We start from the raw sequence: 24,169 nt of genomic DNA on the forward strand, positions 1-24,169 counted from the left end.
GCGCAATCAGGCCGTCGCAGCCAGCGATGTTCCCGCTCCGTAGGTACTCAATCACGGGACCCCGGGTTCGCGAGGAAGTTTCGGCGTGCTCCGCCTCAGGAGAGCAACAACCCCTGGTGGCTGCCGCTGTCGTGGAGCACGGACAACGCCTCGTCGACCCCCAGCGGGGGCGGCGCGGGCAGGTCGTACGGCTGGGCGCGCAGCACCTCGGTGGCCCGGCGGGTGGGCACCGAGGTGACCGGGTATCCCCGCGCGGAGGTCCGGTCGAGCGCCCGACGCCGCCGGCCGAACCCGGCGACCGCCAGCCACTGCGGCAGCCCGGCCAGGGCGGGCGAGCGCACCCCGGGCGGCTCGGGCAGCACGTCCACGGAGCTGAACGCCTCGCTGCCGGCCAGCCACCACTCGGCCTCGTCGACGCTGCGCCGGGTGGCGTTCTCACACCAGTACGGCACCAGCCCCGCCCGCACCACCTGCCACGGATCGAGCAACCGGCCGCACTCCACCACCAACCGGTCACCGGTCTTGCCGGCGCCGCGCAGCCACCGCCGGTACAGGTCGGCCACCGCGGCGCTCAGCGCGCCGGGCCTCGGCGCCAGCACCCGGTGCAGCGGATGCTGCCGGCGGGCAGCCCAGTCCCGCGCGGCCAGCTCGAAGCCCGAGTCCATGCCGTGCTCGGCGTAGCCCGACGGGGCGGACACCTCCGGCGGCTCCCACCGGGTGGCGTCCCCGCCGGCGGAGCGCAGCACCTGCCGCAGAGCGTGGCTGTCCGGGTGGAAGTCCACCGGGTCCAGGCCGCTGGCCGGGCAGCCGACCTGGAAGCTGAACCCGGGGCCGTGCTCCAGCACCGGCCAGGTCCGCGCGTCGCGCACCAGCAGCACCGGGGCTCCCGGGGCCAGCCGGTCGGCCAGGAACTGCGCGTACGCCGCCGGTAGCCCCCGCCAACGGGCGGCCAGCGACACGGTCGCCCCGGTCAGCGGGCCACGGCTGGCCGGGCAGTGCACCTGGCGCAGGTGCAGGTCGGCGTTGCCGGCGAGCAGCCGGGCGGCGAGGGCGCTGCCGTGCTCCAGGGCGGCCGCGGGTCGGTCCACCGCGCCGTCGGTCCAGTGCACGGACATCTCGAAGCCGGCGGGCAGCCACGGCACGCCGAGGGCAACCGCGAGGTGTGCGGCCGCGCCGTGCGGCGAGCCGAGCAGCACCCCGGGGTAGCGGCGACGCGGGTACTGGTCGACGAACCAGCGGGCCACCCGCGCGGAATCCACCTCGTCGACCTGGGTGACGGTGAGCGCGACCCGACCGGCGGCCCTGCTGACGGCGGCGCGGCGGACCGGCTCCGGGGCGCCGGGGAACCGCGACACCGGCCCGGCCTGCCCCAGATCGGCGCAGTCCGCGCCGCGCAGTGCCCGGGCCGTGGCGGCGACCAGCACCCGGGCGGCGCTGCCCACGGCCACGACCCGGTCACCGGCCAGACCGGCGCCATCTGCCGTGAGCCCCTTGTGCACCTTGTGCACCGGCCCCACCTTGCCTCGTTCGCTCACCACGCGGCCCGGCTTCCCGTCCGGATGGGGTTCAAACGGGGCATCACCCACTTGGCGGCACGATTCGCAGGTCTGCGGGGTGCGCCGGTCATCACCGGCGTTGGGCGACGATCGGCCGCGCACGGCGGGAGCGGGTCGCCGGGGGCGATCGGCCCCGCCGGACCCTGCGACGGCGGGCCGGGGTTTCGTCGGAACCAGGGCGGGCACTTCCGGGCCCATGCACACCGAGGACAGCGCCGAGCCCGCCGCCACGATCACGCCGTACCAGGACGGGCCGCTGCTGGTCCGCGGCGACTTCGCCCTGGTCACGCCCGACGGCGAGCGGATCGACGCCCGCCGGGGCACGGTGGCGCTGTGCCGGTGCGGCATGTCGGCGCTCAAGCCGTTCTGCGACGGCACCCACAAGGTGGCGAACTTCCGGGCGGGCACCGCCCGGGAGGGCTGACCCCGCTACGCCACTCCGGCCAGCGGTCCCGCGGCGGTGGACGGCAACGCCGTGGCGGGCACCGAGATGGTCCGCGGGGCGGGCGCCCGCAGGGAGCTGCGGCCGGCGGCCCAGCTGTCCAGCAGGTGCGCGGCGAACATCCGGTCCACGGCGAGCGCCGCGGCGGCGCCGAAGAGCACGTCGCCGGCCAGCGTCGGCTCGACGCGGACCAGGCCGCCGCACAGGTCGTGCGCGGCGATCTGCTCGTGCACCGCGTCGGCCTCCACATGCTCGTCGTAGAAGCGGGTCGCCACCTCGTCCAGGCCGAGACGGCGCAGCCCGTTGCCGTACCGGCGGTTGGGCAGCGAGGAGGTCATCTCGTAGGCGGCCAGGTGACCCAGCAGCGCGCCGCGCAGCCGCCGGTGCAGCCCGAACAGCGACATCAGGTTGTTGGTCGCCAACGTCACGGCGGGAACGGCGTCCAGGTGGGCGCCGTAGCCGGTGTCCAGGCCCAGCCGGTCCAGCGTGCGACGGAACAGCTCGGCGTGCATGCGGTCCAGCCGGCCGTTGCCGTACTCGTCGGTCTGGATCTCCACGAGGGCGGCCTTGGCGGGCCCGCCTAGGCGGGGCAGCGCCCAGCTGTGCGGGTCGGCTTCCCGCAGGTGGTAGACCGAGCGGTGGGCGACGAACTCACGGAACTGGGTGAGGTCGGCGTGCCGTTGCAGGGTGGCGGCCAGTGGCGGCCCGTCGTCGGCGGCGACGATCTCGGCCAGCCCCGCCGCGACGCCGCCGGACGGCACCGGCGGCGAGCCGACCAGTCGGCGCAGGGCCGCCTCGAAGGGTCGCTCGGCGCGGGCGCGCAGGGCCAGCAGCGAGGGCTGCCACTCCCAGCCCTCGTCCACCCCACGCCAGCCCCGGTAGTGCAGCTCGTAGCAGAGGAACAACGTCAGTTGCAGGTCCTCGTCGGTGAGTGGGTCGGCCGGGTCGAGATCGCCGCCGAGGCCCGCCGCAAGGTCGTGCGGCGCACGCCGCAGGGCCCTCACCAGCGCCGTGGACAGCGGGCCGCGTGGTCGCGGAAGCGGCGCGGGACCGTAGCGGCGGTCGGTGGGCTCCGGCATGTGACCTCCAGCGTCGTCGGGCGGCTACTGATGCCCGGACGGAGTGCGCCTAAACGAGGCCCTCCGCGTTCACGGTCAGCTCCACCTGCTCCCGGACCTTCCGGGCGGCGTCCCCGTTGGAGTACAGGCTCCGCAGGTCGGCGAAGGCCGGCTCCGGCGCCGCCAGCGGCACCGCGGCGTCGACCACGGCCTCCAGTACGCACGGCCGGTCCGCGGCGAGCGCCTCGTCCCAGGCCGCGCCCACCAGCTCCGGACGGTCCACCCGGACGCCGTGCAGCCCGAGCAGCCGCGCCCAGCCGGCGTACGGCACGTCGGGACGGCGCTGGGCCGGATCGGAGGACGTCGGCCGCCCACCGCCCATGCCGGACTGGTCGCGGTTGTTGAGCACCAGCACCACCAGTCGCGGGTCCCGCCACTCCTGCCAGTGGTGCGAGACGGTGATCAGCTCGGCGAGCCCGTTGAGCTGCATGGCACCGTCGCCGACCAGCGCGATGACCGGCTGGTCGGGGGCGGCGAGCTTGGCGGCCATCGCGTACGGCAGGGCGCACCCCATCGAGCCGAGCGTCCCGCACAGCTGCGCGTTCACCCCGGGCGGCAGGATCAGGTGCCGGGCGTACCAGTAGAGGACCGAGCCGACGTCGACCGCGACGGCGCCGACCTGCGGAACCCGGGTCGACAGCTCCTGGAGCACGAGCTGCGGGTTGACCGGATCGGCCGGCGCGGCGGCGCGGTCGGCGGCGGTGGTGCGCCACCGGTCCACCGAGCTCTCCACCGTGGCACGCCAGTTGTCGTGGGGCCGCCTGGGCAGCCGCGCCAGCAGCGCCCGCAGCGTCTCCGCGGCGTCGCCGACCAGCGGCACGTCGGCCGGGTACCGGGTGCCGATCCGCCGGCCGTCGATGTCGATCTGCACCGTGCGAGCCTGGTCGGGCATCGGGAAGTAGTCGGTCCACGGGTCGTTGGTGCCGACCATCAGCAGCGTGTCGCAGCCGCCCATCAGCTCGGCCGCGGCCGTGGTGCCGACCTCGCCGAGCACTCCGGTGTGGAAGGGCAGCCGCTCGTCGAGCACCGGCTTGCCCAGCAGAGAGGTGGCAACCCCGGCGCCGATCCGGTCGGCCAACTCGACGATCTCCCGGGCCGCGCCCCGGCCACCCTGGCCCACCAGGATCGCGGTGCGCTGGCCGCCGCCGAGCAACTGGGCGGCGGCGTCGAGGTCCACCTCGTGCGGCAGCACCCGGGCCAACGACTCGCCCGGGTTCGCCGTCATCACGCCGGCCGAGTTCCGTTCCAGGTCGGAGACCATGGCCTCCTGCAGGTGGCGGGGCAGCACGACGCACGTCGGGTTGCGGGTCGCCGCCGCCGTGCGGAACGCCTGGTCCAGCAGCCCCGGCACCTGCTCGGGGCTGCGGGCGTACTGGACGAACTGGTTGCACACGTCGGCGAAGAGCCGGCTCAGCCCGATCTCCTGGTGCGCCCCGCCGAGCGGCCCGGAGATGTCCTCACCGATGATCGCCACCACCGGTGTGCTGTCCAGCTTGGCGTCGTACAGGCCGTTGAGCAGCTGCACCGCGCTCGGCCCCTGGGTGGCCAGGCAGACCCCGATGCCGCCGGTGAACTTGGCGTGCCCGGTGGCCATGAACGAGGCCGTCTCCTCGTGCCGGGCCGGGATGAACGCCGGGTCCCCGCCGGTGCGGTCGAGCGCCGCGACCAGCGGGGCGATCGCCGCACCGGGGAAACCGAAGGCGCGTGGCACACGCCAGGCCAGGAGCCGCTCCACCACCAGGTCGGCGACGCTGCGCTCAGCCATTGCCCCGCCCGGGGGTGCTGGCGTCGACGTACCGCAGCACCGCGCCGACGCCGTCGGTGAGCTCGGGCGCCTCGTCGGGGCCTAGCACGGTCATCGCCGCGTCGGTGCCGACCAGCGCCCGGACCAGCGCCGCGTCGGCGCGGACCCGCTGCGGGTCGTCCACCGACATCGCGGTCAACTGCCCCGGGTCGACGGCGATCTCGGTCGGCTCCGGGCCGATCCACAGCTCACCGTTGGCCGACGGGTCATCCACGATCAGCATGGTGTCCACCTGGTTGCGTTGCAGGGCCCCGACGACCGCGTCGAGCCCGGCGCCCACGTCCTCCTGGACGCCGAACCTGTCCAGGGTGGCGCTGATCCGCTGGTCGGCGACCTCCGCGATGGTCTGCACGGTGAGGTCGTCCAGCAGGGTCTGGTCGGCGCCGGCGGCCCGCGACCCGGCGTCGGTACGCACCATCAGGTCCTGCCACCGTTCGGGCATCTGGGCGGCGATCATGCCGGTGGCCCGTACGTCGCCGGCGATCACCACCACCTCCGCCCCGACCTTCTCGGCCAGCTGGACGGTCGCCGCGGTGACGTCGCCGGCGTTGTGGTGCCACGCCTCCATGGCGGCCTTCTGGTAGATGTCCTGGGACCAGCCACCGGGCTGCGGTTTGCGCAGCGGGAAGGTCTCCCGGCCGACGACGTGCGCCCGTCGCGGCACTCCTCCGGCACTGATCGCGATCGCGTCGGCGCCGGTCCGGTTGGCCAGCACCCGCACCCAGGCCACCTGTTCGCCCCGCTGGGCGAGCAGCGGCATCACGTGCGGCAGTGGCGCGTAACTGGCCAGGTCGCGCAGAGGTGGCGCGGAGAGGTACTCCGACAGCACCACCCGGCCGCGCGTGGCGAAGAGCGCCAGGCCGTAGTCCCCGGCCATCGGGTCGTGCCCACGGACCACCCGGTCCAGTGCGGCGACGGTCGCCTCGTCGGCGCCCTGGTCGGTCAGTTGACGCGCCAGTGCACGCCAGCGCAGGGCCAGCGCCGCGTGGGCGTCCTCCGTGTCGGCGGAGGCGTCCACGTACACCGAGCACCACGGCCCGGGTCGGTCGTAGAGCGGGCGCAGGAAGGACAGCTGCATGCTCGACCCCTTTCCAGCTCGGCCCCCCGCTTACCCGGGTCGCCCGGGATGTCACCTCGCGGCCGTGAGCCCGTGACCAGGTTTCATTCACGTCGTTCAACCGGGGACGTCGATACGATCTGTGAACGGAAGCGGACTCTCGGTGGTGGAGATGGACAGCGGACTCGATACCCGACGGATCGTGCACCCGACGGAGCGGATCGTCACCGGGCGGTTGATCCGCCTGCTCGACGGCTACACCCGCGAGGTGCGCATCGGCCAGCCGGTGCTGGTCGCGGTGCTCGCCGCGGCGGCGTTCGCCCGGCTGCCCGCCCTGCTGCTGCGCTCGCTGTTCTCGGCGGGCGGCGGTGGCACGCGACGGCGCTGGAAGGAGCTGAAGCAGGGCCCGGAGTACCTGGTCACCCCGGTGCGGCTGCGCAACACCGCAGGTCAGCTCTGCGAGGTGGAGCTGCACGGCCACCTGCCGCAGAGCGCCCTGCACCCGGCGGACCACGTGCAGCTCACCCTGCGCCCGCAGCGCGACCCGGAGCTGCCACCCCGCATCGAGCGGATCGTCAACCTCACCACCGGGCAGCTGCTCACCCCGCGTACGGCGACACTCTGGTCGCACCTCGGCCCGCCGCTGCTGTTGCAGGCGGTGCTGGGTGCGCTGCTGCTCGCCGGTGTCGCGGTCGTCGCCGCGCTGACCTGACCGGCTGCCGGGTTTCCCGGGTCGGCACGGCGGGCACCGGCACCGGCATGTTTCCCGGATTCACGCTTGAGGAGATCGACGTCGGCCCGGTACGCCTGCGGGTACGGCACGGCGGGTCGGGTTCGCCGGTGGTGCTGCTGCACGGCCACCCCCGCACCCACGCCACCTGGCACCGGGTGGCACCGCTGCTCGCCGAGCGGCACACGGTCATCTGCCCCGACCTGCGCGGCTACGGCGGCTCGTCCAAGCCGGCGGAGACCGCCGACCACTCCGCGTACGCCAAGCGGGCGATGGCACGCGACGTGGTGGCGCTGCTCGACGCGCTCGGCCACCGGCGGGCCGCGGTGGTCGGCCACGACCGGGGCGCGTACGCGGCGATGCGCACCGCGCTGGACCACCCGGACCGGGTCAGTCGGCTCGGCGTGCTCGACGGGATCCCGATCGGCGTGGCCCTGGACACGTGCGACGCCCGGTTCGCCGCCCGCTGGTGGCACTGGTTCTTCCTGGGCCAGACCGACAAGCCGGCGGAACGGGTGATCAACGCGGACCCGGACGCCTGGTACGGCGGTTCCGCCGCCGAGATGGGCGAGGAAGCGTACGCGGACTACTCCCGGGCGATCCACGACCCGGCGACGGTGCACGCGATGTGCGAGGACTACCGCGCCGGCCTGGGGCCGGACCGGGCGGCCGACGACGCGGACCGCGCCGCCGGGCGGAAGATCGAGTGCCCGGTGCTGTTCGTGTGGTCCGAACGCGACGACATGGTGGAGCTGCACGGCGACCCGGCGGCAATCTGGCGGGAGTGGGCCGACGACGTGCGGGCCGCGTCGGTCGACTCGGGTCACCACATGGCCGAGGAGGCGCCGGAGGCACTGGCCGCCGTGCTCGCCGACTTCCTCGCCGACTGACCGGTCAGCCCGACCGGTGGCGGGTCAGCCGACCGGGGCGGGCTCGGGCGCCGGTCGACGGTCGGTGCCGAGCATGCCCCTGCGGCGGGCCCAGCGCTCGTAGGCCAGGGTGGCGAACGGCGGCACCGCGCAGGCCAGCGCGACCACCGTGGCCAGCAGGCTCCACCGGTGCAGCCGGGCCACCGCCAGCACGAGCAGGACGTACGCGACGAACAGGCCGCCGTGGATCGGGCCGAAGATCTTGACGCCGATCTCGTTGTCCGGCGGGCCGTACTTGACGGCCATGCCGACCAGCAGGGCCAGCCAGGAGCACGCCTCGGCGATCGCCGCCGCGACGAAGAGCCCGGTCACCTTCTCGCGCATACCCACGCCACCACCTCTCGGCCCGCCATGCTATCCGTGCGGGCCGGCCGCCCCCGGAGCGGACCACACGGACGCGACAGGGATCACCGGGCCCGCTGCTGGGTAGGAATAGACCATCGGGTCTTTCCCCATCCGCCGGACACGTGCGAGGTTAGGGAGACCAGCGGTGACAGGGTGGTGACCATGGGCGAGGATGTCGGCGTACGGACCTTCAGTCGTGAGGACCGGGCCCGCTACCGGGAGAAGGTCCGCAGCTGCCTGGACGTCTTCGCCGAGATGCTGCGCGAGTCGCGGTTCGACATCGACCGGCCGATGAGCGGGCTGGAGATCGAGCTGAACCTGGTCGACCAGGAGTCGAATCCGGCGATGCGCAACGCCGACGTGCTGGCGGCCATCGCCGACCCGAGCTTCCAGACCGAGCTGGGCCAGTTCAACATCGAGATCAACGTGCCGCCGCGGCGGCTGACCGGCACCGGCACCGCCGACTTCGAGGAGGACGTGCGGGCCAGCCTCAACGCCGCCGAGGAGAAGGCCCGGGCGATCGGCGCGCACATGGTCATGATCGGCATCCTGCCGACGTTGCGCCCGGAGCACCTGACCGCCGAGACGCTCTCGGCGAATCCCCGTTACAAGCTGCTCAACGAGCAGATCTTCGCCGCCCGGGGCGAGGACCTGCCGATCGCCATCAGCGGGGTGGAACGGTTGGCGGTCACCGCCGACACGATCACCCCGGAGGCGGCCTGCACCAGCACGCAGTTCCACCTCCAGGTCAGCCCGGCCCAGTTCGCCGACTACTGGAACGCCGCCCAGGCGGTCGCCGGCCTCCAGGTGGCGCTCGGCGCGAACTCGCCGCTGCTCTTCGGCCGGGAGCTGTGGCGCGAGACCCGCATCCCACTGTTCCAGCAGGCCACCGACACCCGGTCTGAGGAGATCAAGGCGCAGGGCGTACGGCCACGGGTCTGGTTCGGTGAACGCTGGATCACCAGCGTGTTCGACCTGTTCGAGGAGAACGTCCGCTACTTCCCGGCGCTGCTGCCGGTCTGCGACCCGGAGGACCCGGCGCAGGCCCTCGCTGCCGGCGAGGTGCCCAACCTCGCCGAGCTGCGGCTGCACAACGGCACCATCTACCGGTGGAACCGGCCCGTGTACGACGTGTCGCGCGGCCGGCCGCACCTGCGGGTGGAGAACCGCGTGCTGCCCGCGGGCCCCACCGTGCTGGACACGATCGCCAACGGCGCCTTCTACTTCGGGCTGGTGCGCGCCCTTGCCGAGTCGGACCGGCCACTGTGGTCGCAGATGTCGTTCAGCGCCGCCGAGGAGAACTTCACGAGCTGCGCCCGGTACGGCATCGACGCCCAGGTCTTCTGGTCCGGCCTCGGCTACCTGCCGGCGACCGAGCTGGTGCTGCGCCGGCTGCTGCCGCTGGCGCACCACGGCCTGGACCGGTGGGGGCTGGATCCGGCCGAGCGCGACCGGCTGCTCGGCATCATCGAGCAGCGCTGCCTGACGGGCCGCAACGGCGCGAGCTGGCAGGTGGAGACGCTGCACCGCCTGGAGACGGCCGACCACCTGGACCGGCCGGCGGCGCTGCGCGAGGTGGTCCGTCACTACGTGACGCTGATGCACAGCAACCGGCCCGTGCACGAGTGGCCCATCCCCTGACCCGACCGGGCCCCTGAGCCGCCGTCACTCCCCCGGTCGGTCCCACGGCGACGGGTCGTCGCGCAACCTGCTGTAGAGGTACCCGTCGCGCCAGGCGCCGGCCCGGAACTCGCAGGCCCGGACGACGCCCTCAAGCTGGAAGCCGGCCTTCTCCAGGGACCGCTGCTCGGCGACGTTCTCCGGGTGGGTGCCGGCCTGGATGCGCTGCGCCGGGCTGTGCTGGAACAGGTAGTCGCAGAGCAGCGCCTGTGCCCGCCACCCGACGCCACGCCCGCGCCACGCCGGCAGCAGCACGATCCCGATCTCCCAGTACGACGCCATGCCGCTGTAGCGCCCGGCCTGGTAGCTGACTATGCCGGCCCCGCCCCGCTCCGGCTCGACCTCCACGACGAGCCGTCCGTCGTCCGTGCCGAGCCAGCCGTCGACGGCGAACCGCCGCGCCGGCGCCGCCGCATCGCGGAAACCGGACCAGTCCAGCCCGATCAACCCCGGCTCGGTGCAGAACCGCCGGAACATCGCCAGGTCGGGCTCGGCGACCGGCCGCAGTCGAACGGTGAGGGCGTCCGTCAGGGGTGTCGACGTGCCACCAGGCTCCATCTCGACACGGTAGCCGCCCGGTCGGCGCGACGGCGGCTGCGCCGGTTCGGCGCTCCGCGTCGGCCGCGTGGACAGCGTTCCACGCTGTCCCTTGTGGACCCCCGATCGCATCGATGTTTGTCGTAGGCTGGGCTCGCTCCGACATCGATGACGATGGAGGGATGTCTGTGGAGACTTCCGGAACAGACCGCACCCCGACCCCGAGGTCCGCCAACGGCGCCCTGTCCCGACGGCACGTGCTGCGTGCCGGCGCGGCGACCGCCGGCGGCGCGTTGCTTGTCGGCACGTCCGAGGCGGCGCAGGCCGCGCCGCCTGGCCCGAAGCGGGTGTTGCGGGCACCGGCGCTGGCACCCGGTGACCGGGTTCGGGTCGTGTCGCCCGGTGGCACTCCCAACCCCGCGAACATGGCCCGAGGCATCGAGATCCTGCGGAGCTGGGGCCTGGAGGTCGAGCTGGGCGCGCACGTCTTCGCCAGGTACGGCTACCTGGCCGGCACCGACGAGCAGCGTTTGGCGGACCTGAACGCCGCGTTCAACGACCCCGGGGTCCGTGGTGTCTTCGCCGCCCGTGGCGGCTACGGCACGCAGCGGATCGTCGACCGGATCGACGTGGCCGGCATCCGCCGCGATCCCCGGGTGGTCGTCGGGTTCAGTGACATCACCAGCATCCACGGCCGGCTCTGGCGCGAGACCGGCCTGGTCACCTTCTACGGCCCGATGGTCAACTGGAGCGACAGCCGCACCGGCCCCGAGTCGGCCGAGGCGCTGCGCCAGGCGGTGATGACGACGGCACCCGTCACCATCACCCGGGATCCCGCCGAGACGGCCGCCCCCGTGCTGGTGCCGGGGCGGGCGACGGGTCCCCTGCTCGGCGGCTGCCTCACGCTGATCTCCACATCGCTGGGCGCCGCCGACGCCCCGGCGTTCGACAAGGCCATCCTGTTCTTCGAGGACGTGGACGAGGCGCCGTACAGCATCGACCGGATGCTGACCGAGCTGCGCCGGGTGGGCGTGCTGTCCCGGGTCGCCGGGGTGGTCATCGGCCAGATCACCAACAGCGTCGGTGGACCCGACGAATGGGATGCCGCGGCGGTGCTGAAGGACCGGCTCTACGACCTCGGCGTGCCGGTCCTCGGTGGGCTCCGACTGGGCCACGGCAACGGTCAGCTCACCGTTCCGCTCGGTTCACGCGCCACGATCGACGCCGAGGCGGGGACGCTCACGGTGCAGGCCGGAGTCGGTCCGCGCTAGCCGCGCGCGGCCAGCGGGGTTGGTCAGGCGTCCGGCTCGGTGGCCGGTCCCTGGTCCGTCGGATCATCGGGCCGGACCTCGGCCATTGCGCGGGCCATGTCCCCGCCCTGACGTCGCATGACCATCTCCTCGACCACGACCATCACGGCGATGACCAGGATCAGGGACGCGACCGCGACGAGGGCTGGTATCAGCGTGGCCAGCGGCACCAGAAGTAGGCAGGCCGCGCCCGCACCGACCCGACGCCAGGCGACCGTGTGGTGGATTCGCCAGTACGCGTAGGCGAAGGTCAACAGGAACAACGCGCAGCCGCCGGCGAGGAGCATCGCCTCCCGGGACGGCAGTACGTCGAGTGGCGCGGGAACCATTTCGACCAGGCTGACGGCGATGGTGATGATCCCGAAGCTGAAGAGCAGGTGGCCGTAGACGAGGACCGTGCGGCGCAGGTCCGGCTGGTCCGGGGCCTGTTCCAGGGCACGCCGGAAGTCGGACAGGCCGTAGCCGAAGTAGGCGTACCAGAGGATGCTGACCAGGGCGTAGGCGGCAGCGATGGCGATGAACCGCGCGAAGGTCAGGCGTTCGTGGGCGGCCACCGCCCCGACCTGGATCAGGGACTCGCCGAACACGAGGATGATCAGCAGTCCGTAGCGGTGGGTGAAGTGCGCAGCCTGCACCCTGCTCTGCGCGACAAGGTGACGCGCAACCCAGGGGCTCAGCAGGTCGACGGTGGCGGCGACGGCCCAGAGGATGACCCGGGCGGCGCCCTGCACGAGGGCGCCCGCCAGCAGCAGCGGTCCAGTGAGCAGGAAGACTCCGTAGGGGCCGACGAGAAGGCGCCGCCAGGAGGGGAGATGGCGCAGGGCCAGACCGGTCAGCAGCACCCGGCCGGCAACGTAGATGGCGACGAAGAGCAGGCCGTAATCGTCGTAGGCCCGGGGAATCGTCAGGGCCATCAGGAGACTGACGAGCCCGAGCGTGATGATGCCGACGCGGTCCAGCAGCGACCGCATGTCGCGTTGGTTGGTGTAGAGCACCACGCCGCCCCAGGCCCAGTAGACCGGGACGAAGAGGATCAGGGCCCGACCGATACCGAACCAGCTGTGGTCCTCGTGCAACTGCTCGGAGAACTGGGTGAGGGCGAAGACGAAGGCGAGATCGAAGAAGAGTTCTTCCCAGGTCACGCCCCTGCCGCCTGATGCTGGTCGCATCGACTGCGTCATCAGCCGAGGGCAGGTGGCACCGTGGTTGTCGGCGGTGCCGACGACTCACCGCCTGCCGGCTCTACGAGCTTCACCACCAACCTGCCTCCGGCCGTCCCTCCGCCCCGACGAGGCGAGGTTAACCGCGGTGATGGAGACGCCACGGCGGAATGACAACAGGGTCACCGGAAGGGGCCGATCCCGTTCTGCCTGGTGCTCTGACCGGGAACGTTTACCGGGTTGGCGGCGGGGTCGGGTCCAGACGGCCACCACCCGCCCGACCAGGCTCAGCCAGCCCTTCACCCGCTGGTCCATCCGCAAACTGCTCGCCTACCTGCGCAAGGTGCACGGCCGGGTGATCCGCACCGGCCGCGAGGCCCTGCGCCAACCCCGGGCCCAGTGGCGCCCGCAGGAGCGCGCGCACAACCGACAGATGCGTCACAAGTGCGGGTTTTACGCGTTCGGGTCCCAGTCTGCGAGCTGCTCCATCGGCTCGGTGTCGCCGGTGGTCTCCAGGCCGTCGAGCGGGACGCGCTCGTAGAAGTAGAGGACCAGTTCGCTCGCTGCGCCTCGCATCGCCATGTCGCCCGGCTCCGCGTCGGCGGCGAGGTCGTCGCAGCGGACGCCGTCGGCGTTGAGGGTCAGGCGCCAGGAGCGGCCCTCGGTCGCGTGCAGGTCGATGGTCGCCGGCTTGAACGGCCAGGGGACGGTCGTCGCCGAGACGGTCGTCAGGAACTCGTCGACGCCCTCGACCGCGACGTCCGTCGGCAGCGGCTCTGCGGCCCCCTGGGTGAGCTGGGCGTCGTAGGTGTGGACGGCCAGCTCCTGGATCTGGTGCCGGGCCACGGCTCCGCTGGTCTGCGGGGCCTGCGAGCGGCCCCACCAGGTCCAGCAGCCGCGGTCCGGGCCGGCCTCGCGCATCGCGTCGAGCATGAGCTCGGTCGACTCGGCGAGCCAGGCGTCCAGGGCTTCGCGGTCGCGGGGCGCGGTCGGGGCGCCCTTCGGGTCCGTCCTCGCCGGGGGCTCAGCGCCCGGGCCCGCCGCGATGATGGCGGCCTGACGGCGGCGGCCGTCGCCGAGGTGCTGCGCCAGTTCGCGCAGCGTCCAGTCCGGGCAGGTCGGCACCTGGACGTCAAGGTCGGGGGCGGACGCGATCGCGGCGCGGAACGCGGCCGAGCGGTCTTCGATCAGCCGCAGGACCTCGGGGAACTCCAAAGGGTTTTGCACCTCGGTTGTGTATCACTGTGCTCCGGCCGCCGGGTAGCGAATTTGTCGGACGAACGCGTCGACAGCCGGGCGGAGCGCCGGCGCCGAAGCCGTCCTGAAACTCCGCGCACCGATGTCCAAGCATGCTGGCTGCACCGACCGTTCGGCGCACCTTTCGTTGATGATGGTTGCCATGACGTCTGTGGGCGCCCAGCGGGTACGGGATGCGAACCGTGGAACGCAGAGTCCGTTGGAGCAGCGGCTGATCGAGTCCGTCGCCCACGGCACGGTGCTCGACCTGGCCGGTGACGATCCGGTCGACGAGGCAGCGATGCGGTCCTGGGGCGATGACCGCGTGATCTCGGCTTCGGTCATCCGTGAGCTGGTCCGCGGCCGGCTGGTCAGCGAGCCCGACCCACATGGCCTGCGGCTGCGCGGCGCGCGGATCGTCGGCCAGATCGATCTGGAGAACATCACCAGCGATCTTGCGCTGGAGCTGCGCGACTGCCTGCTGCCCAACGGCGTGAACCTTCGCAATGCCCGACTGTCAGTGGTTGCCCTGACCGGATGCCGCATCGAGCAGGTGTCCGATTCGGCGGATACGGCACTCGATGCCACACGCTGTGTCGCGTGGGTGATGTCGCTCAGGAGAAGCACCGTCACCGCTGACGCTGTCACCGGCACCATTCGTCTCGCCGCCGCACGCGTCGGCACGTTGGACTGCCGCGGAGCGCGGTTGGAGAACAGCACCGGACCTGCCCTGGACGCCGACGGCCTCCAGGTCGACCAGAGCGTGTTCCTGAATGACGGGTTCACCGCCACCAGCCCCAACGTGCGGGGCACCATCCGGCTGCTCGGCGCCCACATCGGCGGCCAGCTCAACTGCGGTGGGGCACGGTTGGAGAACAGCGTCGGCCCGGCACTCAACGCCGACAATCTCCGCGTCGACCAGGACGTGCTGCTGTCGAATGGCTTCGTCGCCACCAGCGCCAGCGAGCAGGGCACCATCCGGCTGCTCGGCGCGCACATCGGCTCGTTGAGCGCGGGCGGTGCGCGGCTGACGAACACCGCCGGACCGGTCTGCGACGCCGACGGCCTCACCGTTGACCGGGACGTGGCCCTGGACCGCGGTTTCACCGCCAGCAGCGCCAGCGAGTGGGGCGGCGTCGGCCTGTCCGGCGCCCACATCGGCGGACTCCTGGCCTGCGGTGAGGCGCGCCTGGAGAACACGACGGGTCCCGCACTCGACCTGAACGGCCTTCGTGTCGACCAGGACGTGCTCCTGGATGACGGATTCAGCGCCACCAGCGGCGGCGAGGAGGTGGTCGTGCTGGTGCTGGCCGGAGCGAGGATCGGTGGGACCTTCCGCCTCGACACCGACCGGGTGACGCGCACGGCACCGGACCCGGGACCGCTGATCGAGTTGGACGGGCTCACCTACAGCGGGCTGCCCCGGCCGGCGTCACTGCGGGGTTGGCTGACCCTGCTGCGCGAACACACGCCTCGTTACAGCGCGCAGCCCTACCAGCACCTCGCCGCCGCGTACCGCGCCGCCGGTCACGACCGCGACGCCCGCACGATCCTCATCGCCCAACGCCGCGACCAGATCCGGCGCGCCGGGCTGACCGCCTCCGAGCGGGCCTGGGGTCGCCTCATCGGCATCACCCTCGGCTACGGCTACCAGCCCTGGCGGGCCCTGCTCCTGCTCCTCGCCACACTGGCGATCGCAGTCACCCTCAGCGTCCTCGGCGGCCACCACGGCGGCCTGGCGCAGAAGCCGGCGACCGGCGAAGCAATCACCACCTGCACCACCATCGACCGGATCGGCGTCGGCCTCGACCTCGGCACCCCACTGCTCAAGACCGGCGCCCGGGACCGCTGCCAACCCACCGACACGCCCGCCGGCCAGGCCCTGACCATCGCCGGCTGGATCCTGCAGCTGCTCGCCTGGAGCTTCGCCACCCTCTTCATCGCCGGCTTCACGAGCGCGGTCCGCAAGACCTGAACCCACGCTCGCCTGCTCCGGTCACGTGTTCGCCGTCAGGCGGGTCGCATCCGAAGGCGATGGTCAACCGCGCGGGGTGGGAACCCCGAAGAGATCGGTGATGCCGCCGGGAAGTTGGGCGAACAGGTCGTGACGCTCGTCGTCGTCGAGCGCCTCGGCGACGGTGCGCAACACCGCCTGGGCGTGCTGACGCACCGCGTCCGCGTCCGCGCACTGCTCCCGGTCGCCCACGTGCCGCAGGAAGTCGCCGACGTCCCACCGGCGGCCCTGCGGGTTACGGGTGACGGACGCGTTCAGCCGCTCCGGTAGCTGAGCCGCCAGGTGGTCGGCCTCCCGTCCGGCGAGCCGTTCGCCGAGCACCGACAGGACAGCCTGTACGGACCGCACGGCCTCGTTCTCGCCGAGGCCCGCGCGCTGCCGTACCGTCGCGATCAACTGGTCGTACTCCATGACCCGCTCCTTCCGACGCGTCGAGCCCGAACCGGTCCGGCGGTCTGCCTGCCAGCCGGGACCACGTCACCGTGCGGCCTTCCTCTCGCGGTGAGCCAGGCGAGTTCCCAGGCTCTGTGGGCGCAAACGAGGTCATTCGTCGGCCCGGCTCCGCCGTCTGCCCGAAACCAGTGGCGCGGCGTCGATGTGCGCCACTACCGTGCTGGCGAACCACGCCGTCTAGTGAGGGACGTGCCGTTGTACACCCTGTGAGACCTCCCGAGCGCTGATCTGTCGCGCGTCGCCCATGTGCGCCGCGCCCCTTCTTGCTGCGGACTTCTCACTGAAACCGGTGTACCCCTGTGCTCAAAAACTGGATGGTCGTGCCCACCCGCCTGCCTCTCGTTCGCCGCCGATGCAACACGTGCGCATCCGAACGCTTCAGGGCAAGCGGCAAGTTTCGCGTCAACGCCAATCACAAGCTCATCGACGTCTGGCTCCTCGCGCTCTGTACCGCCTGCGGGGAAACCGCAAAACTGACGGTCCTGGAACGGATGACTGTGCGCTCCATACGACCCGAACTGCTGGACCGGCTGCACGACAACGACCTTGGCCTGACAGCCGAGCTGCTCCAGGATCCGGACGTGCAGCGTCGTAATCGCATCGCTCTGGACTGGGACAACGCCTGGCGTCTCGACACCGGCGGATCGGATCACCTGGACCGCGAGGTGATCGACGTTACGGTCCGCTTCGCGGCGCGGATCCCTGTCCGGCCGGTGCGACTGATCGCCGAAGGCTGCGCTCTCTCGAGGGCCGAGGTCGAGCGACTGATCGCGGAGGAGAAACTCGTCTCAGCAGTCCGGCTGAGCGGCAAGCTCTCCGGCGACTTCACCTTCACGCTCAAGCGCTGACCCCTCCTCGGTGCCACGGGCCTGTCCGGCGTGATCCGCCGGGCAGGCCCGTGGGAGTTGTTCCGGAAGTGCTGGGCCCGGCGCAGGCCGGCCAGCACTTCCGAGACAAGCCCTAGTCGCGCTTGGGCCAGATGGGGCCCTGATCGGTCCAAGTGACACCCTTGTTGCGGCAGAGGCAGAAGGGGTGGCCAATGGGGTCGGCGTAGACGCGGAAGCCGTAGCCGTCGGCGCCGATGCAGTCCCGCTGCAGGGTCGCGCCGAGGGCCAGGAGACGGCGCTGTTCGGCCTCGATGTCGTCGACTTCGAAGTCGAGGTGGAACTGCTTGGGGTGCTCGCTGTCGGGCCACTGCGGGGCGCGGTAGTCCTCCACCTGGATGAAGGCCAGTTCGATCTCGCCGAACTGGATACCGGCCCAGTTCTCGTTGCTGCCCTCCTTGACCGGGAGCCCCGTCACGTCGGAGTAGAAGGCTGCCAGCTTCATCGTGTCCGGGCAATCGATGATGAAGTCGGTTAGTCGTAGCATCCCGCGATCTTGCCACGAGATCAGATGACCCGGAGTTTGAGACAGGCCCGAGCGGCGAGAACCTACCGGGCCGCGAAGATCGGACCCACGTCGAACCGTCGATCGACCGGGACCAGGTCGTTCGTCGCGAGTGCGAGCCCTGGTCCCGGCCGATCGGCCGATCAGCAGTTCTCGGTGGTGTACTGGACCCACGGGTTGAGGTACGCCCCGCTGATGAAGCCGGACCCACCGGTGCTGAAGCGCACGTGCCACCAGACGGCGATGCCGTTGACCGTGTCGCCGCGCGTGGCGCAGTCCAGGTACGCCGTCACGCCACGATTCACCTGGCCATAGGCGGTGCAGGACGTGTGCGGCCCGGTGCGGTATCGGACGCCGTCTGCCGTCACCACGGCTGTACGGCTGCTCCGGTCCGACCAGCCCTGCCCACAGGCCGCCGACGCCGGTGTCGCGGGCACCACGTAGGTCACCGCCGCCGCGAGCAGCGCGATACCTGCCAGCCGAGCACTCGTTCGTCGCGGGGTCATCGGTCTCCCTCCACAAAGGTGACTTTCAGCCCAGCCTATATCGATGGATGTGCTCGAACCTCTCGCTTCTCGTAGACATCGGGCCGCTACGACAGCGCCGGGCCTATCACCTGGCTAGAGCGCCCACCGGATCACGGTGACCAGCCCGAGCACGGCCAGCGCCAGGACGACCAGGCCGATCAGCGCTGCCACCAGGCAGGGCAGGGCATCGCGCCACCCGTCGGGCGACTCGGGACGGGGGCCGGCCTCCGTCCAGGCGACCCGGTCTTCCCGTCCGGCCTGCTCGACCAGGCGACCGAAGCGCGCGCGTGCCACCGGCCCGAGCCGGTCGGTGGGGTCGGCGTCGACCTTCAGCACGAGCAGGCGCCGCCAGGCATCCGGGTGAGCCCTCTCGAACGCGCCGATCTCCTCCGCGGTGGCGTCCTCGCCGAGGAACCCCCACCGCCCGGCCTCGGCCAGGTTGCCGACCTGCCGGTACAGCGCGGCACGCCGCGCCCGCAGGTCCAGGTCGTCGGGGTACGCGGCCGTCAGGCTCGCCAGGCGCTGCATGGCCGGGTGGACGTGCCCCCGCCGCAGGTCGAGATCCACCTTCGCGAGCACGTGATCTTTCGCCATGGCGGTCATTCTCAGCGGCCCACGACCGGACGGAAAGCTCAATTCCGGCGGCCACTCCTCACGTCTCGTCGCGGGCCAGGCGGATCAGTCGGTCGAGGACCCGGCCGTCGCTGACCCGCAGGCCGTCGTGCTCGTACTCATTGGTGATCCAGGTGCGCAGGCCGCACACCGATCGCGCCGTGGCCAACGAGTCGTCGGTGTCGACGTACATGTCGTCGTGGTAGACGGCGGCGACCACGGGCACCTCGTTGCGGGCGAGCTGCTGCGGGTCGTACAGGTCCGGCCACTCCGCACGCCGTGCCAGCAGCTCCGCCGTCTCGCGCAGCGGGGCCAGCGCCGGATCGGTGGCGAACATCCACGGGTAGATCATCTCGCCGGTCAGCAGCACTGGCCGGTCGTCCGCCAGCGCCTCGTCGACGTCGAACTGCGGGAACTCGGCGCGGACGGTCTCGGCCGCCCAGCCGGTGCCCTCCGGCGTCACCGACCGCTGGCCGTAGATCGGCTCGTGCAGCAGGGCGTAGAGCGGGCGGCTCGCGTACGAGAGCTGGCTCTGCACCTCGGCGAGGAACGGGTCGGAGAGCTGGCCGGCGGGCATCCCGGGCAGGAAGGCGTCTTCGAGCAGGTAGTGCAGGGTGTGCGTACCGTTGCCGGTGCCCAGTGTGGTGCCGATCGCCTGGAACGCCTCGGCGGTCAGCGACCCGCCGCCCGGCAGCCGCACCTCCCGCTCCCGCAGGTGCCGCACCACGGCGCGGACGGTCTCGACGTCCTGCGGGTAGCGCGCGTAGTGCGCCTCGACCTTGCGCTGCACGCGCGGGTACGCGGCCCGGTAGACGTCCTGCGCGGTGCTGCGCAGGCCGGGGAGGCCGCCGGTCACGAAGGCCTCGCGGACGCCCTCGGGCGCGTACGACAGGTAGGTGAGGGTGCAGAAGCCGCCGAAACTCTGGCCGAGCAGGCTCCACCGGCCGTCGGCGCCGAGGAGTTTCCGGCGGATCAGCTCGCAGTCCCGGACGATCGAGTCGGCTCGGAAGTGCGCCAGGTAGCGGGCCTGCGCGGCCGCGTCTCCGCGCAGCGGCAGCGTGTGACGGTCGGCGGGGGTGGAACGGCCGGTGCCGCGCTGGTCCAGCAGCAGCACCCGGTAGTCGTCCAGAGCGCGGTCCAGCCAGGCGTCCCGGCCCACCGGGCGCGGTGACCGGCCGCCGGGGCCGCCCTGCAGGAAGAGCAGCCAGGGCAGCGACTCGCGCTCCTTGCCGGCGGCCACGACCTCCCGGGCGTACACCTCGATCTGCTCGCCGGCCGGGTCCGCGTGGTCCAGCGGTACGCCGAAGCGGTGGTCGGTGATGACGGTGCCTGGGTGGCGGTAGGTCGGCACGGTTCCCTTCCCGGGTAGTCCTGAGGTGCGGCATCTCTGACAGTCGCCGCCACCGTACGTGACAGCCGGCGCCGGTCCGGCCGAGGTGGCGACCCGTCACGGAAGGCGGCCGCACAGAGTTAACCGGCGCGTGCAGTGGGTAGCCGGCAGGCGCCCCTACCAGCGCCGGGAGAGGTCGGATGACGGCGACCAGTGCCTTCTTCGAGCGGTTGACGGTCGCCGGCCAGGACCCGCGGTTCAGCAAGATCTGTGGGAGCGTGCGATTCGACATCCGGGACGGCGACCGCGTGGAGCAGTGGCTCCTGATGATCGATCATGGCCGGATGCGCGTGACGCGGAGCGGCGATCCCGCCGGGACCGTCATCACGGTGTCCGCTCCGTTCGCGGAGGCGATGGCTCGGGGCGAGGTGAACGGCCTGGCCGCGATCCTCCGAGGTGAGATCCAGGTCGACGGTGACCTCGCCATGGCACTGCGCATCGGACGCCTGTTCCCCCGAGCGCCGGAGCAGGCCGACGCCGGCAGCGAGAAGCAGTCATGAGGGACATCCCGGGCACCGTGTCGTGCATCGACGGCAACACCTTCATGGTGTCCGAGGCCAGCGGCGACGTGGAGTCGGCGAGCAGCACCCCGGTCGGGCTGTTCGCCGCCGACACACGTTTCCTGTCCCACTGGGTGCTCACCATCAACGGTGAACGGTTGGCCGCGCTGTCGGTGGACGACAGCCAGTACTACGAGGTGACGTTCTTCCTGGTGCCGGGTGGGGCGGTCGACTACGTGCAGGCGGACGTGTCGGCGATCCGGCGGCGACGTATCGGCCCGGACCTGACCGAGTCGCTGACGATCTTCAACTACGGTCAGCAGGACGTCGATCTCGACGTGCGGCTCGAGGTGGCGGCCGACTTCGCCGACATCTTCGAGATCAAGTTCAACATCCGCGACAAGGTCGGCAGTCACTACACCCACGTCGACGGCAACGAGTTGCGGCTGGGCTATCGGCGCGGCACGTACCGGCGCGAGGTTTCCGTGACGGCGAGCGAGCCGGCCACCTTCGACCCGCACGGACTGCGGTTCACGGCGCGGCTACGGCCCGGGGAGCAGTGGTCCACCCGGTTGCAGGCGGTCATGCGCGCGCTGCGCCCGGACGGCGTCGACTTCCGGGCCCCCCTACGGGCGCTACGCCCGCACGAGTCCACCCTGCCCGACAGCGTGGATGCCTGGGTCGCGGAGGCCCCGAAACTGGACACCGAGAGCGTCGCTCTCCAGCAGGTCTACCACCGCAGCCTGGTGGACCTGGCGGCGCTGCGCTTCGCTCCGCTCTCGCTTCGCGGCGCGAGCGTGCCCGCGGCCGGGCTGCCCTGGTTCATGACCCTGTTCGGCCGGGACAGCCTGCTGACCTGCCTGCAGACCCTGCCCGTCACACCGTCGCTGACCCCGCCGACACTGCGGATCCTCGCCTCACTGCAGGGCGCCCGGACCGACAACGTGCTGGACGAGGATCCCGGCCGGATCCTGCACGAGTTGCGCTACGGCGAGTCGGCCGCGTTCGAGGAGCAGCCGCACTCCCCCTACTACGGCACGGCGGACGCCTCACCGCTGTTCGTCGTGCTGCTCGACGAGTACGAGCGGTGGAGCGGCGACGCGGCGCTGGTGATGGAGTTGGAGCAGGAGGCCCGCGCGGCCCTGACGTGGATCGACCGGTACGCGGACCTGAGGTCGACCGGCTACATCTGGTACGAGAGCCGCAACCGCACCACCGGCCTGGAGAACCAGTGCTGGAAGGACTCCTGGGACAGCATCTCCTTCGCCGACGGACGGTTGCCGACGTTCCCGCGCGCCACCTGCGAGATACAGGGGTACGCCTACGACGCCAAGATCCGAGGGGCGCGGCTGGCCCGTACGTTCTGGGGCGACCCCATCTACGCCGACCGGTTGGAGCGCGAGGCGGCGGCGTTGTACGACCGCTTCAACGAGGACTTCTGGCTCGAGGACCGCGGCTACTACGCCCTGGCACTCGACGGCGACGGCACTCCCGTCGACAGCCTGTCCTCGAACATCGGGCACCTGCTGTGGAGCGGCATCGTGCCGCCGGAGCGGGCCCAGCGGGTCGTCGACCACCTCATGGGTCCGGCGCTCTTCTCCGGCTGGGGGGTGCGCACCTTCGCCGAGGGGCAGAGCCGCTACAACCCGCTCGGCTACCACAACGGCACCGTGTGGCCCTTCGACAACTCGTTCATCGCCTGGGGCCTGCGCCGGTACGGGTTCGCCAGCGAGGCGGGCCGCATCGCGGAGGGCATCCTCTACGCGGCCACGTACTTCCAGGGGCGCCTGCCCGAGGCTTTCGGTGGCTTCGACCGCAGCACCACCCGCTACCCGGTCCGGTATCCGACCGCCGGCAGCCCACAGGCGTGGTCGAGCGGGGCGACGATGCTGCTCCTGCGGACCATGCTCGGCATCAACCCGCACGAGGACCACCTCGCCGTGGACCCGGCGCTGCCGTCCGGATTCGCACGGATCGCGCTGCTGGACATCCCCGGCCGCTGGGGCAAGGTCGACGCCTTCGCCCGTCACCGCCCCGCCCAGCCGTAGGCCGCAGGTCCACGAGCCCGCGACCAGGCAGGCCCGGCAGCCCATTGACAGCTTCGACACCGGGGCCTAGACAGGAGTTCGACGGTCATCGATGAGAACGATGCCCTCCAGCCGCACGCTGAGAAGGGAACCACCACCGTGACCCCGAAACTCCTCTCCGCCGTACTGACCGCCGTGCTCGCCCTCGGGCTGTCCCTCGCCGGCGCCGGGCCGGCGGTCGCCGGGCAGACCAGCCTGCGGGCCGCCGACCCGAGCGTGATCCGCGTCGGCGGCACCTACATCTCCGTCCAGTCGCTCAACGGCGGCATCGCCGTGCGCCAGGCGTCGTCGACCGACGGGCTGGCCGCCGCACCGGCACGGCAGGTGTGGACGGACACCCGCAACCTGGGCGAGGTCTGGGCCCCGGAGATCGTCACCGACGGCGGCCGCTACTACATCTACTTCTCGGCGGGACGCGGCGCCGCGCACCGCATGTACGCGATCAGCTCGACGTCACCGGCCAGCGGCTACACGGCCGAGAGGCAGCTCGCGCTGCCCGGCGGCAAGTGGGCCATCGACGGCAGCCTGTTCACCTTCAACGGGCAGCGGTGGTTCGTCTGGTCGGGATGGGCCGGCGACACCAACGTCGAGCAGAACATCTACCTCAGCCGCATGAGCGACCCGCTCACCCCGACGGGTAACCGGTTCATCATCTCCCAGCCGAGGGAGAGCTGGGAACGCGTCGTCGGCAACCCGTTCATCAACGAGGCACCCGAGGCGATCCGGGACCCGAACGGGCAGCTCCACATCGTCTACTCCGCCAACGGGAGCTGGAGCGACCAGTACTGCATCGCCGACCTGCGACTGCGGGCCGGCGGCGACCCGACCTACGTGTGGGACTGGTACAAGTCCAACGGCTGCCTGTTCGGGTCGAACCGGGCCACCATGATGGCCGGCTGGGACCCCACCCTGCACGTGAACGGCCCCGGCCACCACAGTTTCGTGCTGCTCAACGGCGACATCGCCACGAGCCCGCCCGCCGGGCCGAGGTTCCCGCTGATGTTCCACGCCGTGCCGAAGGGCACCCCGTACTCGTGGGAGAACCGGTACTGGTACACCGGCACCTTCTGCTGGTGGGGCAACACCACCTACCGCCGCGCCAACGTGCCCGGCCCGACGACCGACACCGGATTCAGCATCAAGTTCTTCGAATGATCCGCCGGCCGACACCCGTATTGTGCTTCGCCCTGCTCGCCACGCGGGGACCGGTGGCTGACCGAATGCCCGGCGGAGGACGGATGCTCGGCGGGCGGAACTCGCGAGATGGGCACCTTTCACGGGGATCGATGCCGA

Annotated in this window: 23 protein-coding genes; 10 read left to right on the forward strand and 13 right to left on the reverse strand. The window is 71.8% G+C overall.

Annotated elements, in window-relative coordinates; genetic code table 11:
• Window positions 1-95: 95 nt before the first annotated feature.
• Window positions 96-1,508, reverse strand: a complete 1,413-nt coding sequence (locus M8C17_RS03450; RefSeq protein WP_252414841.1) for a hypothetical protein — start codon at window positions 1,506-1,508, stop codon at window positions 96-98.
• 244 nt (window positions 1,509-1,752) lie between these two features.
• Here M8C17_RS03450 and M8C17_RS03455 point away from each other — a divergent pair, with 244 nt between their 5' ends.
• Window positions 1,753-1,980 carry a CDGSH iron-sulfur domain-containing protein gene (locus tag M8C17_RS03455; protein WP_252414842.1) on the forward strand — a complete coding sequence of 76 codons (228 nt, stop codon included), beginning with the start codon at window positions 1,753-1,755 and terminating at the stop codon, window positions 1,978-1,980.
• A gap of 5 nt (window positions 1,981-1,985) precedes the next feature.
• Here M8C17_RS03455 and M8C17_RS03460 read toward each other — a convergent pair whose 3' ends face one another.
• From M8C17_RS03460 to M8C17_RS03470, 3 genes are read right to left on the reverse strand one after another with little or no spacing between them, the layout of a single operon-like run.
• Window positions 1,986-3,077 (reverse strand): iron-containing redox enzyme family protein, encoded by a 1,092-nt coding sequence (locus M8C17_RS03460; RefSeq protein ID WP_252414843.1) that lies wholly within the window; start codon window positions 3,075-3,077, stop codon window positions 1,986-1,988.
• A gap of 49 nt (window positions 3,078-3,126) precedes the next feature.
• Window positions 3,127-4,881 (reverse strand): thiamine pyrophosphate-binding protein, encoded by a 1,755-nt coding sequence (locus M8C17_RS03465; RefSeq protein ID WP_252414844.1) that lies wholly within the window; start codon window positions 4,879-4,881, stop codon window positions 3,127-3,129.
• On the reverse strand, window positions 4,874-5,998 hold the full coding sequence (locus M8C17_RS03470) for a Vms1/Ankzf1 family peptidyl-tRNA hydrolase (RefSeq protein ID WP_252414845.1): 1,125 nt from the start codon (window positions 5,996-5,998) through the stop codon (window positions 4,874-4,876). The genes M8C17_RS03465 and M8C17_RS03470 overlap by 8 nt, the downstream gene beginning before the upstream one ends.
• A 142-nt stretch (window positions 5,999-6,140) precedes the next feature.
• Between M8C17_RS03470 and M8C17_RS03475 the strand changes: the two genes are divergently transcribed.
• Window positions 6,141-6,689, forward strand: a complete 549-nt coding sequence (locus M8C17_RS03475; RefSeq protein WP_252415076.1) for a hypothetical protein — start codon at window positions 6,141-6,143, stop codon at window positions 6,687-6,689.
• Window positions 6,690-6,736: 47 nt separating this feature from the next.
• The gene (locus M8C17_RS03480; RefSeq protein ID WP_252414846.1) at window positions 6,737-7,597 is read left to right on the forward strand and encodes an alpha/beta fold hydrolase; all 861 of its coding nucleotides are present in this window, start codon (window positions 6,737-6,739) and stop codon (window positions 7,595-7,597) included.
• Window positions 7,598-7,621: 24 nt separating this feature from the next.
• Here the strand turns inward: M8C17_RS03480 and M8C17_RS03485 are convergent, their stop codons facing one another.
• The gene (locus M8C17_RS03485; RefSeq protein WP_252415077.1) at window positions 7,622-7,960 is read right to left on the reverse strand and encodes a DUF3817 domain-containing protein; all 339 of its coding nucleotides are present in this window, start codon (window positions 7,958-7,960) and stop codon (window positions 7,622-7,624) included.
• A gap of 183 nt (window positions 7,961-8,143) precedes the next feature.
• Between M8C17_RS03485 and M8C17_RS03490 the strand changes: the two genes are divergently transcribed.
• Window positions 8,144-9,622 (forward strand): glutamate--cysteine ligase, encoded by a 1,479-nt coding sequence (locus M8C17_RS03490; RefSeq protein WP_252414847.1) that lies wholly within the window; start codon window positions 8,144-8,146, stop codon window positions 9,620-9,622.
• A gap of 24 nt (window positions 9,623-9,646) precedes the next feature.
• Here the strand turns inward: M8C17_RS03490 and M8C17_RS03495 are convergent, their stop codons facing one another.
• Window positions 9,647-10,219, reverse strand: a complete 573-nt coding sequence (locus tag M8C17_RS03495) for a GNAT family N-acetyltransferase (protein ID WP_252414848.1) — start codon at window positions 10,217-10,219, stop codon at window positions 9,647-9,649.
• Window positions 10,220-10,380: 161 nt separating this feature from the next.
• Here M8C17_RS03495 and M8C17_RS03500 point away from each other — a divergent pair, with 161 nt between their 5' ends.
• Entirely contained in the window at window positions 10,381-11,469 is a 1,089-nt protein-coding gene (locus tag M8C17_RS03500) for an LD-carboxypeptidase (RefSeq protein ID WP_252414849.1), read from the forward strand.
• A 23-nt stretch (window positions 11,470-11,492) separates the two neighbouring features.
• Here the strand turns inward: M8C17_RS03500 and M8C17_RS03505 are convergent, their stop codons facing one another.
• Both M8C17_RS03505 and M8C17_RS03510 read right to left on the reverse strand, forming a co-directional pair.
• Window positions 11,493-12,650 (reverse strand): low temperature requirement protein A, encoded by a 1,158-nt coding sequence (locus M8C17_RS03505; protein WP_252414850.1) that lies wholly within the window; start codon window positions 12,648-12,650, stop codon window positions 11,493-11,495.
• A gap of 471 nt (window positions 12,651-13,121) precedes the next feature.
• The gene (locus tag M8C17_RS03510; protein WP_252414851.1) at window positions 13,122-13,895 is read right to left on the reverse strand and encodes a maleylpyruvate isomerase N-terminal domain-containing protein; all 774 of its coding nucleotides are present in this window, start codon (window positions 13,893-13,895) and stop codon (window positions 13,122-13,124) included.
• A 172-nt stretch (window positions 13,896-14,067) separates the two neighbouring features.
• On the opposite strand from M8C17_RS03510, the gene M8C17_RS03515 reads away from it, so the two are divergent.
• Entirely contained in the window at window positions 14,068-15,879 is a 1,812-nt protein-coding gene (locus tag M8C17_RS03515; protein ID WP_252414852.1) for a hypothetical protein, read from the forward strand.
• A gap of 63 nt (window positions 15,880-15,942) precedes the next feature.
• Here the strand turns inward: M8C17_RS03515 and M8C17_RS03520 are convergent, their stop codons facing one another.
• On the reverse strand, window positions 15,943-16,329 hold the full coding sequence (locus M8C17_RS03520) for a DUF2267 domain-containing protein (RefSeq protein ID WP_252414853.1): 387 nt from the start codon (window positions 16,327-16,329) through the stop codon (window positions 15,943-15,945).
• Window positions 16,330-16,685: 356 nt separating this feature from the next.
• Between M8C17_RS03520 and M8C17_RS03525 the strand changes: the two genes are divergently transcribed.
• Window positions 16,686-17,219: a DUF1062 domain-containing protein gene (locus M8C17_RS03525; protein WP_252415078.1), complete on the forward strand. Its 534-nt coding sequence runs from the start codon at window positions 16,686-16,688 to the stop codon at window positions 17,217-17,219.
• A gap of 112 nt (window positions 17,220-17,331) precedes the next feature.
• Here the strand turns inward: M8C17_RS03525 and M8C17_RS03530 are convergent, their stop codons facing one another.
• From M8C17_RS03530 to M8C17_RS03545, 4 genes are all read right to left on the reverse strand, one after another.
• Window positions 17,332-17,742 carry a VOC family protein gene (locus tag M8C17_RS03530; RefSeq protein ID WP_252414854.1) on the reverse strand — a complete coding sequence of 137 codons (411 nt, stop codon included), beginning with the start codon at window positions 17,740-17,742 and terminating at the stop codon, window positions 17,332-17,334.
• Between the two features lie 161 nt (window positions 17,743-17,903).
• Window positions 17,904-18,266: a hypothetical protein gene (locus M8C17_RS03535; protein WP_252414855.1), complete on the reverse strand. Its 363-nt coding sequence runs from the start codon at window positions 18,264-18,266 to the stop codon at window positions 17,904-17,906.
• 114 nt (window positions 18,267-18,380) lie between these two features.
• Window positions 18,381-18,881, reverse strand: coding sequence for a DUF6584 family protein (locus tag M8C17_RS03540; protein ID WP_252414856.1), 501 nt, complete (start codon window positions 18,879-18,881; stop codon window positions 18,381-18,383).
• 58 nt (window positions 18,882-18,939) lie between these two features.
• The gene (locus tag M8C17_RS03545; RefSeq protein ID WP_252414857.1) at window positions 18,940-20,250 is read right to left on the reverse strand and encodes an alpha/beta fold hydrolase; all 1,311 of its coding nucleotides are present in this window, start codon (window positions 20,248-20,250) and stop codon (window positions 18,940-18,942) included.
• 179 nt (window positions 20,251-20,429) lie between these two features.
• On the opposite strand from M8C17_RS03545, the gene M8C17_RS03550 reads away from it, so the two are divergent.
• From M8C17_RS03550 to M8C17_RS03560, 3 genes are all read left to right on the forward strand, one after another.
• Window positions 20,430-20,789 carry an SCP2 sterol-binding domain-containing protein gene (locus tag M8C17_RS03550; RefSeq protein WP_252414858.1) on the forward strand — a complete coding sequence of 120 codons (360 nt, stop codon included), beginning with the start codon at window positions 20,430-20,432 and terminating at the stop codon, window positions 20,787-20,789.
• A gap of 5 nt (window positions 20,790-20,794) precedes the next feature.
• Window positions 20,795-22,837 carry a glycogen debranching N-terminal domain-containing protein gene (locus M8C17_RS03555; protein WP_252415079.1) on the forward strand — a complete coding sequence of 681 codons (2,043 nt, stop codon included), beginning with the start codon at window positions 20,795-20,797 and terminating at the stop codon, window positions 22,835-22,837.
• Window positions 22,838-22,975: 138 nt separating this feature from the next.
• Window positions 22,976-24,031 (forward strand): glycoside hydrolase family 43 protein, encoded by a 1,056-nt coding sequence (locus M8C17_RS03560; RefSeq protein WP_252414859.1) that lies wholly within the window; start codon window positions 22,976-22,978, stop codon window positions 24,029-24,031.
• Window positions 24,032-24,169: the final 138 nt, after the last annotated feature.

This window comes from Micromonospora sp. RHAY321, assembly GCF_023896955.1.
In the GTDB taxonomy this organism is placed as follows: Bacteria; Actinomycetota; Actinomycetes; order Mycobacteriales; family Micromonosporaceae; genus Micromonospora.

Excerpts from the sequence above, each read along its gene's own strand:
- M8C17_RS03455 (WP_252414842.1), top strand. The coding sequence starts at position 1,753 with ATGCACACCGAGGACAGCGCCGAGCCCGCCGCCACGATCACGCCGTAC.
- M8C17_RS03460 (WP_252414843.1), bottom strand. The coding sequence starts at position 3,077 with ATGCCGGAGCCCACCGACCGCCGCTACGGTCCCGCGCCGCTTCCGCGA.
- M8C17_RS03465 (WP_252414844.1), bottom strand. The coding sequence starts at position 4,881 with ATGGCTGAGCGCAGCGTCGCCGACCTGGTGGTGGAGCGGCTCCTGGCC.
- M8C17_RS03470 (WP_252414845.1), bottom strand. The coding sequence starts at position 5,998 with ATGCAGCTGTCCTTCCTGCGCCCGCTCTACGACCGACCCGGGCCGTGG.
- M8C17_RS03480 (WP_252414846.1), top strand. The coding sequence starts at position 6,737 with ATGTTTCCCGGATTCACGCTTGAGGAGATCGACGTCGGCCCGGTACGC.
- M8C17_RS03485 (WP_252415077.1), bottom strand. The coding sequence starts at position 7,960 with ATGCGCGAGAAGGTGACCGGGCTCTTCGTCGCGGCGGCGATCGCCGAG.
- M8C17_RS03490 (WP_252414847.1), top strand. The coding sequence starts at position 8,144 with ATGGGCGAGGATGTCGGCGTACGGACCTTCAGTCGTGAGGACCGGGCC.
- M8C17_RS03495 (WP_252414848.1), bottom strand. The coding sequence starts at position 10,219 with ATGGAGCCTGGTGGCACGTCGACACCCCTGACGGACGCCCTCACCGTT.
- M8C17_RS03500 (WP_252414849.1), top strand. The coding sequence starts at position 10,381 with ATGTCTGTGGAGACTTCCGGAACAGACCGCACCCCGACCCCGAGGTCC.
- M8C17_RS03515 (WP_252414852.1), top strand. The coding sequence starts at position 14,068 with ATGACGTCTGTGGGCGCCCAGCGGGTACGGGATGCGAACCGTGGAACG.
- M8C17_RS03520 (WP_252414853.1), bottom strand. The coding sequence starts at position 16,329 with ATGGAGTACGACCAGTTGATCGCGACGGTACGGCAGCGCGCGGGCCTC.
- M8C17_RS03525 (WP_252415078.1), top strand. The coding sequence starts at position 16,686 with ATGGTCGTGCCCACCCGCCTGCCTCTCGTTCGCCGCCGATGCAACACG.
- M8C17_RS03530 (WP_252414854.1), bottom strand. The coding sequence starts at position 17,742 with ATGCTACGACTAACCGACTTCATCATCGATTGCCCGGACACGATGAAG.
- M8C17_RS03535 (WP_252414855.1), bottom strand. The coding sequence starts at position 18,266 with ATGACCCCGCGACGAACGAGTGCTCGGCTGGCAGGTATCGCGCTGCTC.
- M8C17_RS03540 (WP_252414856.1), bottom strand. The coding sequence starts at position 18,881 with ATGGCGAAAGATCACGTGCTCGCGAAGGTGGATCTCGACCTGCGGCGG.
- M8C17_RS03550 (WP_252414858.1), top strand. The coding sequence starts at position 20,430 with ATGACGGCGACCAGTGCCTTCTTCGAGCGGTTGACGGTCGCCGGCCAG.